The sequence below is a fragment of the Mycolicibacterium grossiae genome (genome assembly GCF_008329645.1).
Taxonomy (GTDB): Bacteria; Actinomycetota; Actinomycetes; order Mycobacteriales; family Mycobacteriaceae; genus Mycobacterium; species Mycobacterium grossiae.
Window position 1 is genome coordinate 2,842,742 of sequence record NZ_CP043474.1, and the last position, 14,780, is coordinate 2,857,521.

Here is a 14,780-nt window from a genome sequence, read left to right on the forward strand (position 1 = left end):
TCGATTCGATCACGCCCGCGAGGGGGCGGACGTCACTCGTTGGTGGGCGGGGTTCCGGGGCCGGAGTCGGGGTTGGTGCCGGAGTCGGGGTCGGTGCCGGCGTCCTTCTCGAGTTCGGCGATGGCCTGGTCGATCTCGCTGGTGCCGCCGCCGATGACGCGGTCGATGAAGCCGGCGGGCTCGTCGAGGTCGTCGCCGTCGGGCAGCAGGTCGGGGTGCTGCCACACGGCGTCGCGGCCGTCCTGGCCGACGGCGTCGGTGAGGCGCTCCCACAGCACGGCGGCCTCGCGCAGCTTGCGCGGCCGCAGTTCCAGGCCGACGAGGGTGGCGAAGGTCTGCTCGGCCGGGCCGCCGGTGGCGCGGCGGCGACGCAGGGTCTCGCTGAGCGCGGCGGTGCCGGGGATGCGGTCGCCGAGCGCGGCGGTCACCACGGTCTGCACCCAGCCCTCGATGAGCGCGAGCAGCGTCTCGAGCCGTTCCAGCGCGGCGACCTGCTCGGGGGTGGCCTTGGGCTCGAACATGCCCTGGCTGAGCAGCTGCTCCATCTTGGACGGGTCGGTGAGCGCGGAGGGGTCGATGCCGCGGGCGAGGTCCTCGATGCCGCTGGTGTCGACCTTCATGCCCTTCGCGAACGCCTCGACGGCGCTGAGCAACTGGCTCGACAGCCACGGCACGTGGCTGAACAGCCGGTGGTGGGCGGCCTCGCGGGCGGCCAGGAAGGTGATGATCTCGCTGCGGGGCTGCTCGAGCCCGTCGGCGAAGGTCTCGATGGACTCCGGCAGCAGGGCGGCGACGCCCTTGGGGCCGAGCGGCAGGCCGATGTCGGTGGAGGTCAGCACCTCCTTGGACAGCGTCCCGAGGGCCTGGCCGAGCTGGCTGCCGAAGGCCATGCCGCCCATCTGCGACATCATCGCCATCAGCGGGCCGGCCATGGCGCGGGCCTCCTCGGGCAGCGTCGAGGTCCACACCTCCGACATCTGCTGCGCGACCGGGTCGCAGAGCCGCTTCCAGGTCTCGAGGGTGTTGTCGACCCAGTCGCTGGGCGTCCAGGCCACCGACCGCGACGTGCCCTCCGGCAGCGGGGTGACGCCGTCGAGCCACGTCTCGGCGAGCCGCACGGCGTCGGCGATCGCACTGGTGGTGGCGGCGGGGATGGGCTTGACGAAGCCGATCGAGCTGGACGCCAGCTGCCGGGCCAGGTCGTAGTTGACCGGGCCGCCCTGACCGCCGCCGGCCATCGCCGTGCCGGCACCGCTGAACATCTCGCCGAGCTTGGAGAAGATCTGACCGAGGTCGGCCATGTTGAACTCGCCGCCCTGACCGCCGCCGAAGCCGAACGGATCCTGCGGCGTGTTGGGGTCGCGGTCCTTCTTGGACTTGTCGGGGTCGTCTCCGGGGTCGCCGGCGGAGAACCCGAAGGGCAGGTCAGGCATGCCGTCAACGGTACTCACCACCGCGGCGCGACGCGGACCGGCGGGTCATGCCGAGAGCGAACCGGCCCGCGGACTCTACTGTGGGCACCGTGATGGGCGGTGTGAACAGGCGCATTCTGACGCTGCTGGTGGCTCTGGTGCCGATCCTGGTGTTCGGGATGTTGCTGTCGGCGGTGACGGTGCCGTTCGTCGGACTGGGCCCCGGCCCGACCTTCGACACCCTCGGCGAGGTCGACGGCAAGGAGGTCGTCGACATCGAGGGCACCGAGACCAAGCCGACGTCCGGCCACCTCAACATGACGACGGTCAGCCAGAGCGACGGCATCACCCTTGGCCAGGCGCTGGCGCTGTGGGCGTCCGGCCGCGACCAGCTGGTGCCGCGGGCGCTGGTCTACCCGCCGGACAAGAGCAAGGACGAGATCGACGAGGCCAACACCGCGGACTTCAAGAGTTCCGAGGACAACGCCGAGTACGCCGCGCTGTCCTACCTGAAGTACCCCGCCGCGGTGACCGTGGCGTCGGTGAGCGAGCCGGGACCGTCGGCGGGCAAGCTCCAGGACGGCGACGCCATCGACCTGGTCAACGACAAGCCGGTGGCCAACCTCGACGAGTTCACCGCACTGCTCAAGGCCACCAAGCCGGGCGACCAGCTCGTCGTCGACTACCGGCGCAAGGGCGGGGACCTCGGCACCACCACGATCACGCTCGGCGACAACCCGGACCGCGACTACGGATTCCTCGGCGTCAGCGTCCAGAACGCGCCGTGGGCCGACTTCACCATCGACTTCAACCTCGCCAACATCGGCGGACCGTCGGCGGGCCTCATGTTCAGCCTCGCCGTGGTCGACAAGCTGACGACCGGCGATCTCAACGGCGGCGAGTTCGTCGCCGGCACCGGCACCATCACCGACGACGGCAAAGTCGGGCCGATCGGCGGCATTACGCACAAGATGACCGCGGCCGCCGAGGCCGGTGCGACGGTGTTCCTGGTGCCCGCGGAGAACTGCGCCGAGGCGAAGACCGCGCACGAAGACTCATTGACCCTCATCAAGGCCGAGACGCTCACCCAGGTCGTCGACGCGTTGAAGGCGCATTCCGCCGGTCGCGAAACACCCGGCTGCTGAGCCGGTGCGCCCGTCGATGCTGAGAGATCCCTTCGAAGGCGATGCGTACAGTTGTGGCACGTCGCGTGGGGTCCGCTGCCCTCGCGCCGAACGACCCGAGCACCGAGAGTGGAGTTGACGAGTGGGGATGCGGCCTACGGCACGAATGCCGAAGCTGACTCGACGTAACCGGATCCTGGTCGGCATCGCGCTGGCCATCGTGCTGCTGTTGCTGATCGGCCCGCGCTTCGTCGACGCCTACGTCGACTGGCTGTGGTTCGGCGAACTCGGCTACCGCTCGGTGTTCACCACCGTGCTCGGCACCCGGGTGATCGTGTTCCTGGTGGCGGCGTTGCTGATCGGTGCGGTGGTGTTCGCCGCCCTGACGCTGGCCTACCGCACCCGCCCGGTGTTCGTGCCGTCGGCCGGACCCAACGACCCGGTGGCGCGCTACCGCACCGCCGTGATGTCGCGGATGAAGCTGTTCACCATCGGCATCCCGGCGTTCGTCGGCATCCTGGCCGGCATCGTCGCGCAGACCTACTGGGTGCGGGTGCAGATGTTCCTGCACGGCGACGCATTCGGCGTCACCGATCCGCAGTTCGGTCTGGACCTCGGCTTCTACGCCTTCGACCTGCCGTTCTACCGGCTGGTGCTCAGCTACCTGTTCGTCGCGACGTTCCTCGCGTTCATCGCGAACCTGCTGGGGCACTACCTGTTCGGCGGCATCCGATTGGCTGGCCGCAGCGGCGCGCTGAGCCGCGCGGCCCGCATCCAGCTGATCTCGCTGGGCGGCACGCTGATCCTGCTCAAGGCGTTCGCCTACTGGCTGGACCGCTACGAGCTGCTGAGCCACACCCGCGGCGGCAAGCCGTTCACCGGTGCGGGCTACACCGACATCAATGCCGTGCTGCCCGCCAAGCTCATCCTGCTGGCGATCGCCGTCATCTGCGCTGCTGCGGTGTTCTCCGCGATCGTGCTGCGCGACCTGAGGATTCCCGCGATCGGCGTGGTCCTGCTGCTGCTGTCGTCGCTCATCATCGGCGCGGGCTGGCCGCTGATCGTCGAGCAGTTCAGCGTCAAGCCGAACGCCGCACAGAAGGAGTCCGAGTACATCGGGCGCAGCATCACCGCCACCCGGGACGCCTACGGGCTCACCGATCAGACGGTCACCTACCGCGATTACGCCGGCAACTCGCAGGCCACCGCACAGCAGGTGGCCTCCGACCGCGCCACCACCTCGAACATCCGGCTGCTCGACCCGACGATCGTCGGCCCGGCCTTCACCCAGTTCCAGCAGGGCAAGAACTTCTACTTCTTCCCCGACCAGCTGTCGATCGACCGCTACCAGGGTCCCGACGGCCAGCTGCGCGACTACGTCGTCGCGGCACGCGAACTCAACCCCGACCGGCTGATCGACAACCAGCGGGACTGGATCAACCGGCACACCGTGTACACCCACGGCAACGGCTTCATCGCCTCGCCGGCCAACACCGTCCGCGGCATCGCCAACGACCCCAACCAGAACGGCGGCTACCCCGAGTTCCTGGCGAGCGTCATCGGGGCCAACGGCGACGTCGTCTCGCCCGGCCCGGCGCCGCTGGACCAGCCGCGCATCTACTTCGGCCCGGTGATCGCCAACACCGCCGACGACTACGCGATCGTCGGCCGCAACGGCACCGACCGCGAGTACGACGTCGAGACCAACACCGAGACGAAGAACTACACCTACACCGGCAGCGGTGGCGTGCCGATCGGGAACTGGTTGTCGCGCAGCGTGTTCGCGGCCAAGTTCGCCGAGCGCAACTTCCTGTTCTCCAACGTCATCGGCTCCAACAGCAAGATCCTGTTCAACCGCGACCCCGCGGCGCGCGTGCAGGCGGTGGCGCCGTGGCTGACCACCGACAACGGCGTGTACCCGGCGATCGTCAACAAGCGCATCGTGTGGATCGTCGACGGCTACACGACGCTCGACAACTACCCGTACTCGGAGCTGACGTCGCTGTCCTCGGCGACGGCCGACTCCAACGAGGTGGCGCTGAACCGGCTGGCGCCGGACAAGCAGGTGTCCTACATCCGCAACTCGGTCAAGGCCACCGTCGACGCCTACGACGGCACCGTCACGCTGTACCAGCAGGACGAGAACGATCCGGTGCTCAAGGCGTGGATGTCGGTGTTTCCCGGAACGGTGAAGCCCAAGAGCGACATCTCCACCGAATTGCAGCAGCACCTGCGCTACCCGGAGGACCTGTTCAAGGTGCAGCGCGCGCTGCTCGCGAAGTATCACGTCAACGATCCGGTGACGTTCTTCTCGACGTCGGACTTCTGGGACGTGCCGCTGGATCCCAACCCGACGGCCAGCAGCTACCAGCCGCCGTACTACATCGTCGCGAAGGACATCGCGGAGAACGACGATTCGGCGTCGTTCCAGCTGACCAGCGCGATGAACCGGTTCCGCCGCGACTTCCTGGCCGCGTACATCAGCGCCAGTAGCGACCCGGCGACCTACGGCAAGATCACGGTGCTCACCATCCCGGGCCAGGTCAACGGTCCGAAGCTGGCGTTCAACGCGATCAGCACCGACACCGCGGTCAGCCAGGACCTCGGCGTCATCGGCCGGGACAACCAGAACCGGATCCGGTGGGGCAACCTGCTGACGTTGCCGGTGAGCAACGGGGGCCTGCTGTACGTGGCGCCGGTGTACGCCTCGCCTGGTGCCAGTGACGCAGCGTCCTCGTACCCGCGCCTGATCCGCGTCGCGATGCTCTACAACGACCGGGTGGGTTACGGCCCGACGGTGCGCGACGCGCTCGACGAGATCTTCGGTGCCGGTGCGGGCGCGACGGCCACCGGCCCGGCGCCCGCGGCGGGCCAGCCGGCGAACGGCACCCCGCCGGCGGCTCAGCCGCAGCAGGGCAGCACGCCGCCGCCCGCCGGGCAGCCGCCGCAGCAGGGCCGCGCGCCGGAGGTGCCGACGCCGGTCGCCGTGCCGCCGGGCGGCCCGGTCCAGCTGTCGCCGGCCAAGGCCGCGGCGCTCGACGAGGTCAACCAGGCGCTGGACAACATGCGTCAGGCCCAGCAGGGCGGCAACTTCGCCGACTTCGGTTCGGCGCTGCAGCGGCTCGACGATGCGATGAACCGATACCGCGACGCCCGGTAGCGCGTCCCCTACGCTCGTCGCGTGCGCTATCGGATGCTCGGGCCGCTGCGGGTGGCGCGAGGCGATGTCGCCATCGACATCGGTCCACCGAAGCAGCGTGCGGTGCTCGCGGTCCTGCTGCTCGCCGGCGGTCAGGTGGTGTCGGTCGACCGGTTGATCGACGCCGTCTGGGGTGACGACGTGCCGGGCAGCGCGACCGCCAGCCTGCAGGCGTACGTGTCGAACCTGCGCCGGGCGCTGCGCGACGACGCGGCCGAGCAGGCCTCGCCGATCGTGCGGCAGCCGCCCGGCTACTACCTCGACGTCGGATCGGCCACCGTCGACGTCGTGGACTTCACGCACGCCTGTGCGCGGGCGGCCGCCGCCGTCGACGACGGCCACTGGGCCGAGGCGCTCGCCGAAGCCGATGCGGCACTGGATCTCTGGTGCGGACCGCTGCTGGCGGACTTCCACGACGAGCCCTGGGTCGCCGCCGAGGCGACGCGGCTGCGCGAACTGCACCGGGAGTGCGCGGACGCCCGCGTCACCGCCCTGCTGGCGTGCGGCCGGGTGCCGGCCGCCGTGCCCGCGGCCGCCGACCTCGCAGACGCGGACCCGCTGTCGGACCGGGCCTGTTGGCTGCACGTGCTGGCGCTGTACCGCGCGGGCCGCACGTCGGAGGCGCTGGACGCCTTCGCCCGGCACGCCCGGGTGCTCGACGACGAACTGGGCCTCGAGCCGGGTGCCGAGCTGCGTGACCTCCGCACCGCGATCCTGCGGCAGGCGCCCGAACTGGCCGCCTGGCCGCGGTCGCCGGAGTGGACCGGCGCCCGGGAGGTGACGGCCACCCCCAGCCCCGCGGTCAGCGAGCCGGCGGTGGCCGATGCGCCGGCCCGGGCGGGCATCGTCGGGAGGGCGCGCGAACTGGCGGCGGTGGACCAGGTGCTGGCCGACGCCGCCGCGGGCGCCACGCGCTGGCTGGTGCTGTCAGGCCCGCCCGGCATCGGGAAGACCCGGCTGGCCGAGGAGGCCGCCGCGCGCGCCGCGGCCGGCGGGGACACCGTGTGGGTGAGCTGCCCCGACGAACGCACGACGCCGCCGTGGTGGCCGATGCGGCAGCTGGTGCGTGCGCTCGGCGGGGACGCCGACGCCGTGCTCGAGGTGCCGCAGCAGGCCGACCCCGACATTGCGAGATTCGAGGTCTACGAACGCATTCAGCGCCTGCTCGAGGACGCGCCCGGCCTGCGGGCCGTCGTGATCGACGACGTGCAGTGGGCCGATTCGGCATCGGTCAGCGCCCTGGCCTACGTGGCGGGCGCGCTGCGCGACCGGGGTCTGGCCGTGGTGCTGACGGTGCGCGACGGGGAGCGGACCGCCGAACTGGGGCGGCTGCTGGGCACCGTGGCGCGCGGGACGCGCAACCGGCACGTCGAGGTGTCGGCGTTGACGTCGGACGAGGTGGCGGCGTTGGCGACGCAGGTGGCCGACGAGGTGGTGACCGACGCCGAGGCCGCGACGCTGGCCGTGCGGACCGGCGGCAATCCCTTCTTCGTCTGCGAGTACGCGCGGCTGCCGCGCGATGAGCGGGTCCGCGCCGACATCCCGGTGGCGGTGAAGTCGGTGCTCGACCGCCGCCTCGCGGGGCTCGATCCGGTTGTGCTGCGGACGCTCCGGACTGCCGCGGTGATCGGCGACGACGTCGACGTGCCAGTGCTGGCAGCGGCCACCCGGCTGGACGTCGACACGCTGGCCGACCAGCTCGACGAGGCCGCCGACGAGCGCATCGTGGTCTCGTCGCACACCGGGGACGGTTACGCCTTCGCGCACGGTCTGCTGCGCGAGCAGCTGGTGGCGAGCATGCCCGCGCTGCGCCGGCAGCGATTGCACGCCACGGTCGCCGAGGTGCTCGAGGCCAGCGGTGCGCCCGACGTGCACACCCGTCGGGCGCAGCACCTGGTCGCGGCGCAGCCGTTGGTGGAACCCGACGTGGTGGTCGACGCCTGCCGGCGTGCGGCCGAGGAGGCCACGGCGCGCTGGAGTTCCGACCTCGCGGCGCGGTGGTGGCAGGCCGCGCTCGACGCGTACGACCGGCTGCCCGCCGCCGCGCGCGACGACGCGGAGCGCGACGCGCTGACCGTCGCCATGCTGCAGGCGTTGGCGCGCGCGGGGCGGGGACAGCTGGTGCTCACGACGGTCGAGCGGCATCTCGCCGAGGCGATGCGCGCGGAGCGCACCGCCACCGCGGGCCGGGTCGCGAGCGCACTGCTGCGCGCCAGCGGCGGTTGGCCGTGGTTGGCGCCGGGGCACGACCCGGGCAGTCTGCTCGCGCTGCTGGAACGTGCTGCGGCGGTGGCCGACCGGGACGCGGGCGCCGGGGCGCGGGTGCTGGCGGCGTTGGCCGTGGGGCACTGCTACCACCCGGACCCGGCGCTGGCCGCCGGTCACCTCGACCGGGCGGAGGCGCTGGCGGAGTCGACGGGCGACCCCGAGGTGCTGGCCGACGTGCTGATGGGCCGGCTGATCACCTACTCGGGGGTGGCTCCGCTCAGCGCTCAGACACTGCGGTGGGCGAATCGACTGGAGTCGTTGTCCTACAGCGGTTCTCGTGAGGACGCCGTGATCGCGCACTCGGTGAGCACGATGGCGGCGATGAACCTCGGCGACGTCGAAGCGGCCCGGCGCCACCTGGCGGCGGGCATCGCCGGCAGCGAGGAACTCCGGTTGCCGGTGCTGCGCGCGCAGCTGCGGTGGATGGAGGCCGTACTCGCGGTGTGGCGCGGCGACTTCGCGGAAGCCGAACGTCACCACGGGATCGCCGCACACGTGCACGAGCAGACCGAACTGTACGAGGCGGGCAGCGGCCTGGTGGCGACGGTGTCGCTGTTCCGGGAGAAGGGGGATCCGGTCGACCCCGCGTGGCCGGGGATCGGTGCACCCGCCGAGAACGGCGGGCAGGGCATGGTGGCGCTGGTGAAGACGGCGCTGCTGACCGTCGAGGACGGGCCCGCCTCCCAGGCGACCGCCGTGGAGATCCTGCGGCGCTGGGTGGCCGAGAAGGACCGGCCGCACGTGTGGACGACGCTGGGGCATCATGCGCTGCTGGCGCACCTGGCCGTCGACCGCGGCCTGACCGAGTTCTGCGCGCCGCTGCTCGAGGAGTTGACGCCGTTCGGCGACCGCATCGCGGTGATCGGTCAGGTCGGTGTCGCCGGGCCGGTGGCCCTGGCCACCGCGCGACTGCGCGCCGCTCTCGGCGACCGCGACGGGGCGCTCGCCGACCTCGATCGGGCGGTGGCGATCGCCGAGCACACCGGGGGCACACCCACCCTGCTGCGGTGTGCGCTGCTCGCCGCCGAACTGACCGAGGCGCCCGACGAGCGACGGCGCGCGGCGGCGCGCGTGGCCGGCGACGCCCGTCGCCTCGGCATGCTGGGCGTCGCGCGGGCGGCCGAGGCGTTGGCCTGAGCAGCGCTTGGCGCGCTTGGCGGCGCACGCCAAGCATTCGCCAAGCGCCGCGCGCCAGGCTCTCCTCACTGACCCTGAGAGGACCCACGATGACCCTGATCAACGACACGGCGACCGACGCGCCCTCGCTGGCCGGCCTGCGCGACGCCGTCGCCGGCCCCGTCGCGCTGCCCGGTGAGCGGGTGTACGCCCGGGCGACGCCGTGGAACGTCGCGGTGACCGTGGCGCCGGCGGCAGTCGTGCTGGCGACCTCGGCGTCCGACGTCGCGGCCGTCATGCGGTTCGCCGCCGAGCGGGGCTTTCGGGTGGCGGTGCAGGCGACCGGCCACGGCGCGCTCGGCGTGGGCGCGGACACAATCCTGGTGCACACGGGTGGCCTGGGCGGCTGCGTGATCGACGTGCCGCAGCGCACCGCGCGGGTGGGCGCCGGCGTGACGTGGCAGCAGGTGATCGACGCGGCTGCGCCGCAGGGTCTGGCGCCGCTGTGCGGGTCCGCACCCGGGGTCGGGGTCGTCGGTTACCTCACCGGCGGCGGCATCGGCCCGCTGGTGCGGACCGTCGGGTTGTCGTCGGACTACGTCCGGGCCTTCGAGCTGGTGACCGGCGCCGGGGAGGTGCTGTGGGTGACGCCCGAGGAGCACGCCGAACTGTTCTGGGGCGTGCGCGGTGGCAAGTCGATGCTGGGCATCGTCACCGCCATCGAGTTCGAGCTGCTCCCGATCGCCGAGTTCTACGGCGGCGCACTGTACTTCGACGGCGACGACGCCGCGGCGGTGCTGCACGCCTGGCGGGAGTGGGGTGCCGGGCTGCCCGAGACCGCCAACACGTCGATCGCGCTGCAGCAGCTGCCGCCGCTGCCCGGCGTGCCGGAGCCGCTGGCGGGCCGGCTGACGGTGGCGGTGCGCTACATCGGGCTCGGCGACCCGGGTGACGCCGAGCGGCTGCTGGCGCCGATGCGCGCGGTCGCGACGCCGGTCCTGGACAGCGTCGGGCGCTACCCGTACGCGGCGATCGGCATGGTGCATGCTGATCCGGTGGACCCCATGCCGATCAACGAGGACCAGGCGCTGCTGCGCGAGCTGACGCCCGAGGCCGTCGACGTCCTCCTGGCGGCCGCCGGGCCGGGGTCGGGCTCGCCGCAGGTGATCGTGGAGCTGCGCCAGCTGGGCGGTGCGCTGGCGCGGGAGCCGCGGCACCGCAGCGCGTTCTGCCACCGCGACGCCGCGTACTCGCTGGCCGTCATCGGCGCGATGGTGCCGCCGGTCGCCGAGGCGGTGCCCGGCCACGCCCGTGCGTTGTGCGCGGCGCTGGGAGAGTGGACCACCGGCGGGCAGATGCCGAACTTCGCCCCGTCGCACGACGCGGACCGCCCGCGCCGCTGCTACGACGAGGACACACTGGCCTGGCTGCAGGCGCTCGCGCAGCGGCACGATCCGGCCGGAACGTTGGCCTGAGCACCCGATTTGGACTCCGCCCGCGGCTTCGGTAACCTTTCGTTTACCCGACGCGGGGTGGAGCAGCTCGGTAGCTCGCTGGGCTCATAACCCAGAGGTCGCAGGTTCGAATCCTGTCCCCGCTACCAGGTAGAACGGCTCCCGGAGGCAACTCCGGGAGCCGTTTTCATTGGGTTTGTGAACGTGTTTGTGAACGTTAGCGAAGCTACCCTTCACCCTTCACAAGGTCGCGTTGGAGGACCTCTCGCTGTTCGCGTTCGTCGCAGCCCGTCATTTCAGGTCAACGCCCTGGTGCTCATGCCCGCTCCAGAGATCGCTGTGTGCGTACTCGTGCCGACATGCGCGGCGGCGAGGCCCCGCGAGAGCTAGTGGACGAGAAGTGAGGCGAGCTGGTGGTGCGTGGGAATGAACTCAAGCTGGCAGCCCATCCCGGCAGCGCACTTCTGCACGCTGCAAAAAGCTGACGCCAGGCGTATCGGTACACGTGACAAGTGGCGGACCGCTGTCTAATCTCCGGCAGGGTCTATCTGTCCGTCTGCGGCACGTTCGGAGTTATCCGAAGTGTCGACACCACCCCCGAGCAGAAATGCCGCCGCCTGCTCGGCAGCTTCCCTGTCATCGTTTTTGAGTACATGGGCATAGGTCTGAAGGAAGAACCCGACGTCCGCGTGCCCGATGCGCTCACTAACAATTTTCGGGCTAACGCCGGCCTTCAACGCTGCTGTCGCGTACGAGTGCCGTAGATCGTGGAACGTGATGCGCTCAAGTCCGGCGGCTGCCGCTAACCGGTCGAACCTCTGCCGGATGGAATCGGGGTGCGGCGGTCGGCCGTCCTCAAACGTGAAGACGTAATTGCCAGGACGGTAGTCGGTCCCGAAGAACTCCCTCTCCTCATCCTGTTGCCGGCGCCACTTCTCCAGCGCCTCAGCGGTAGTCCGGTCTATCGCGATCGTCTGGTCCGCGTTGTGCGTCTTGCCACCGGCCTTATCGAGCGCTTGGCCACCCACCACTACCCGATTGTCGTGCACCGTGATTTCGCGGGCGTCCAGGTCGACATCGGGCCACCTCAGGCCACAAATCTGCCCGCGTCGTATTCCGGTGGTGAGTTCAAGGAGAAAGAGCGCGGCGAAGCGATCACCGCTTACCGCCCGCAGGAACCTCTGTATTTCCTGAGCGTTCCAGATGGTTCGACGCGCGCGGGATCGTTTTGGAGGCCGCACGTTGGCTGCTGGGTTGTGAGCCGTGTACTTCCACGCGACGGCATCGACGAGGGCCCGGTGGATCATCGCGTGCACATTTCGTACGGTCTTCGGGGCTAGTCCGGGATTCACGCGCTTCGGCACGATACCGGCCTTGTACCGGCGTACTGCGGCGCGGGCGGCGTGAATCGTTGTGCCACAGGCGTTAGCGACCTCGCGCGGCTCTGGCGATGCTCCGTTGATCGTGTGGCTATGCCAGTAGCGGTACATCGCATAGTTGCGGTCTTGCTTGATTCGGCCGCTGCTTAGGAGTTTGGCGTAGAGCCTCAGCAGCTGCGGCTCGTCCAGACGCTGCAGCTTCTCTGCCCCAATGTGAGGAATTACGTAGCTCGCGGCATAGTCCTTCCAGTTCTGCCACGTGGTGGCATCCAGCGATGCCTCAACAGCGACGAACCATTCCGTGAAAAATTGAGCGACCGTGCGGGTGGACGGTCGGATGATGCGTCCCTGATCCGCTTCCCGCATGGCATCGCGACATGCCTTCCAGGCTTCCTTCTCAGTCGGGAATCCACCCTTTGAAACGGTGGGGTACTCGCCGGTGGACGGGTCTCTGTCCGGTGCTCGGAACCGGTATGTCCACGTTTTCCCGCGCTGATAGACCGCTCCCTTCACGGGGCGACCAGTTGACGCAACTCGGCTGTGACGATGTAGACGCGACCGCCCAGCCTGCGCGTGGGCAGTTCGCCTGACGCGGCAAGCCGGTAAGCGGCTGCCCTGCTGATGCCCAAAATCTCGGCGGCCTTTTTTACTGCCAGAAGAAGGGGAAGGTCATCAAATACGTTATTAGACACAGAGTTTCACCTCCTCTCACAAATTAATGAGTTTGCCGCTTTTGTGGGCTGCATCGCGGGCAGAACGCTGCTGCTTGCGTGCCGTCCAATTGTGTTATCGAGATCGTGCGCGATAGCGGATCCTCGCATTCGCCGCACCACGGTGTTCTTCCTCTTGGTGCGAAGGGCGGTGGGGCTGGTAGCTCGGAAAGCCGTCGCCTTAAAACCGCTGCCGGAGAGCGAACGCCTTCGGGTCGAGATGCGAGGTGATCAACCAAGGTCTGAGATGACCAGCCCGCCGCGAAAGCGGCTTCAATCGCGGGAACGAGCTTCCTTGCGTCCTCGCCGCTGACTCGCCAGGGTGCGGGAAGGGAGTTGAGTAACGAAACTGACGATGGTTCGGCTTGAGGTTCTTCTTGGAGGTTCAAGGGGTCCGCGCATCGGACCCCCTGCCGAACAGACTGTGGACCCCCCCTGTGCGAAAGCCGGACGGGCCCCGCCGTCTGCTCGGACTGGGGGTGTCCGAGAGCTGAGGTGGGGTGCAAGTGCGGCGCATCAGGGTGATTGAGGAGGTAGAGATTCGAGCGTCTGGCTCCGGAATCGTGATGCCGAGCGACTCGAACTATAAGTCTGTCGTTCTCCAGCTTGCCGAGCACCTTCAGGACGGTGCTTCGCGCGGCACATGTCTCCGTCACAAGGGTTCGTTGAGACGGGTAGCAGGAGAAGGTTCCATCCGCTCGGTTCGCGAGCAGCATGAGGACGAGACGTTCTAGCGGAGTCTCGACCTCAACCGCTATGGACCAGTCGAGCGCTTTCCAGCTCATCGGTCGTCCTCGCTTGCTGTTTTCGATCGGTAGAACATCGGCGCAAAGTTCTCCTTATGCGGTGGTACGCGCTCGCTTGGACAATGGAGCTGGCCAATTCGACCAAGACACGCGATATCAATCTCGTAGAACTGGAACGTAGATGGACGGATGAAACGGCGTCCACCACCTTGGGCAACATGACTGAGATTTCAACTGCTGTCGCGCTTTCGGGCAGACAAGAGGCGAATTTCGCACAGCCAACTTGGGTAGTGGCCGGCGGTCTCTTGAGCACCAGTTGAGCCCTAGTTGAGCCCTAGTTGGGCACTAGTTGTTCTATTCGTCTGTGTCGCTGTACCTTTGGGCATGCCCGCAAATCGCGCCATACCCGGCAAATGAGGTTGGGTGGCCGGCGGTTTTCTCGCATAATCTGTTTGGGTCAGTGGTCAGTGGCGCACGTGCTCGCTACTCTTACGGGCGTGTATGGCGCGATCCCAGGCTCTGGCTGCGGCCGTGCCTGTCTGTCGGCCGGGCCAGCTGTTTCATGTGGCAAGTTCGGGGACGAGACGGTTTCTTAAAACGCGGAGGCTAGATGTGAACGATGACATGAGTCAGGCCAATAGCCGCGGTTTCGAACTCGGCAGGAGACATGCCGCACTCGCGGAGGTCATCAGGCAAGCAGCGGTGTGGGCGCGTTCCTTTGGGGTGCCAACTTCTGAAGTGCTACCAAACGCAACGCCATTCGTGACGTACCCACTTAGGCGACAAAGCGATTATTTGATGTCGCTGTGGGAGCGCTTGGGTGGTGCGTGCTTGGATCTTGCGTGCTCGTTTGAGGAGGGATCGAGCAAGAGGCATGGCTCAGCAGCGCCGCATCGAGATGAGTGCGCGATTGAACCAACGAACTGCGTAAGCGGCGCAGACTATGTATTTAGCCTCCAATCCAGATCGCCGTATTACCAGACGTTGCAGGATTTCTGGCGAGACGAGGTCGCGAGTGCGTCGCTGTACCTCAGTGTTGCCGGAATAGGTACCGACGATCTCGAACGGTATGCCTCCGCCTCGCAAGCGATCTTTGATGACGCATCAGCTGTGATGCGTGACGCCTACGCGCATGCGGTTGCGGCAACCTATGGGCGGATCTGGGCCCGCGCTTCGGGTGACAACGAGGGGCGTGCCCTGATTGCTTGGATGAGGGCCCTTGTCGAGGTTGGGTTCACGTTTGAAGAATGTGTGTCAGAACTGCGCGATGTCGGACTAGCATCGCCTGAAGCCGTGGCGTATTGCCTGGCTCGTAGAAGCTCATGGTTTTAGCGAATGCATACGCAGGAGTGCGCGCTGCGCACTAGGGTTC

Annotated in this window: 8 protein-coding genes and 1 tRNA gene; 5 read left to right on the forward strand and 4 right to left on the reverse strand. The window is 68.7% G+C overall.

Annotation, left to right across the window (positions count from 1 at the left end; genetic code table 11):
- Positions 1 to 32: 32 nt before the first annotated feature.
- Positions 33 to 1,433 (reverse strand): zinc-dependent metalloprotease, encoded by a 1,401-nt coding sequence (locus FZ046_RS13610; RefSeq protein WP_070355578.1) that lies wholly within the window; start codon positions 1,431 to 1,433, stop codon positions 33 to 35.
- A gap of 101 nt (positions 1,434 to 1,534) precedes the next feature.
- Here FZ046_RS13610 and FZ046_RS13615 point away from each other — a divergent pair, with 101 nt between their 5' ends.
- The 5 genes from FZ046_RS13615 (at position 1,535) to FZ046_RS13635 (ending at position 10,722) form a co-directional block, all read left to right on the forward strand.
- Positions 1,535 to 2,557: a YlbL family protein gene (locus tag FZ046_RS13615; RefSeq protein ID WP_070355592.1), complete on the forward strand. Its 1,023-nt coding sequence runs from the start codon at positions 1,535 to 1,537 to the stop codon at positions 2,555 to 2,557.
- A 121-nt stretch (positions 2,558 to 2,678) separates the two neighbouring features.
- Complete coding sequence (locus FZ046_RS13620) at positions 2,679 to 5,696, forward strand: UPF0182 family protein (RefSeq protein WP_149484259.1); 3,018 nt, start codon at positions 2,679 to 2,681, stop codon at positions 5,694 to 5,696.
- Between the two features lie 21 nt (positions 5,697 to 5,717).
- The gene (locus FZ046_RS13625; protein ID WP_456093935.1) at positions 5,718 to 9,140 is read left to right on the forward strand and encodes an ATP-binding protein; all 3,423 of its coding nucleotides are present in this window, start codon (positions 5,718 to 5,720) and stop codon (positions 9,138 to 9,140) included.
- Between the two features lie 89 nt (positions 9,141 to 9,229).
- Positions 9,230 to 10,594, forward strand: a complete 1,365-nt coding sequence (locus tag FZ046_RS13630; RefSeq protein ID WP_070356235.1) for an FAD-binding oxidoreductase — start codon at positions 9,230 to 9,232, stop codon at positions 10,592 to 10,594.
- Between the two features lie 51 nt (positions 10,595 to 10,645).
- Positions 10,646 to 10,722: transfer RNA gene (locus tag FZ046_RS13635), tRNA-Met, on the forward strand.
- 378 nt (positions 10,723 to 11,100) lie between these two features.
- Here FZ046_RS13635 and FZ046_RS13640 read toward each other — a convergent pair.
- The 3 genes from FZ046_RS13640 to FZ046_RS13650 are packed head-to-tail and all read right to left on the reverse strand — an operon-like array spanning position 11,101 to position 13,447.
- On the reverse strand, positions 11,101 to 12,465 hold the full coding sequence (locus FZ046_RS13640; protein WP_125939862.1) for a site-specific integrase: 1,365 nt from the start codon (positions 12,463 to 12,465) through the stop codon (positions 11,101 to 11,103).
- Positions 12,462 to 12,644 (reverse strand): helix-turn-helix domain-containing protein, encoded by a 183-nt coding sequence (locus FZ046_RS13645; RefSeq protein WP_083298610.1) that lies wholly within the window; start codon positions 12,642 to 12,644, stop codon positions 12,462 to 12,464. The genes FZ046_RS13640 and FZ046_RS13645 overlap by 4 nt, the downstream gene beginning before the upstream one ends.
- Positions 12,645 to 12,667: 23 nt before the next feature.
- Positions 12,668 to 13,447, reverse strand: coding sequence for a helix-turn-helix domain-containing protein (locus FZ046_RS13650; RefSeq protein ID WP_070356237.1), 780 nt, complete (start codon positions 13,445 to 13,447; stop codon positions 12,668 to 12,670).
- Positions 13,448 to 14,780: the final 1,333 nt, after the last annotated feature.

Excerpts from the sequence above, each read along its gene's own strand:
- FZ046_RS13610 (WP_070355578.1), bottom strand. The coding sequence starts at position 1,433 with ATGCCTGACCTGCCCTTCGGGTTCTCCGCCGGCGACCCCGGAGACGAC.
- FZ046_RS13630 (WP_070356235.1), top strand. The coding sequence starts at position 9,230 with ATGACCCTGATCAACGACACGGCGACCGACGCGCCCTCGCTGGCCGGC.
- FZ046_RS13650 (WP_070356237.1), bottom strand. The coding sequence starts at position 13,447 with ATGAGCTGGAAAGCGCTCGACTGGTCCATAGCGGTTGAGGTCGAGACT.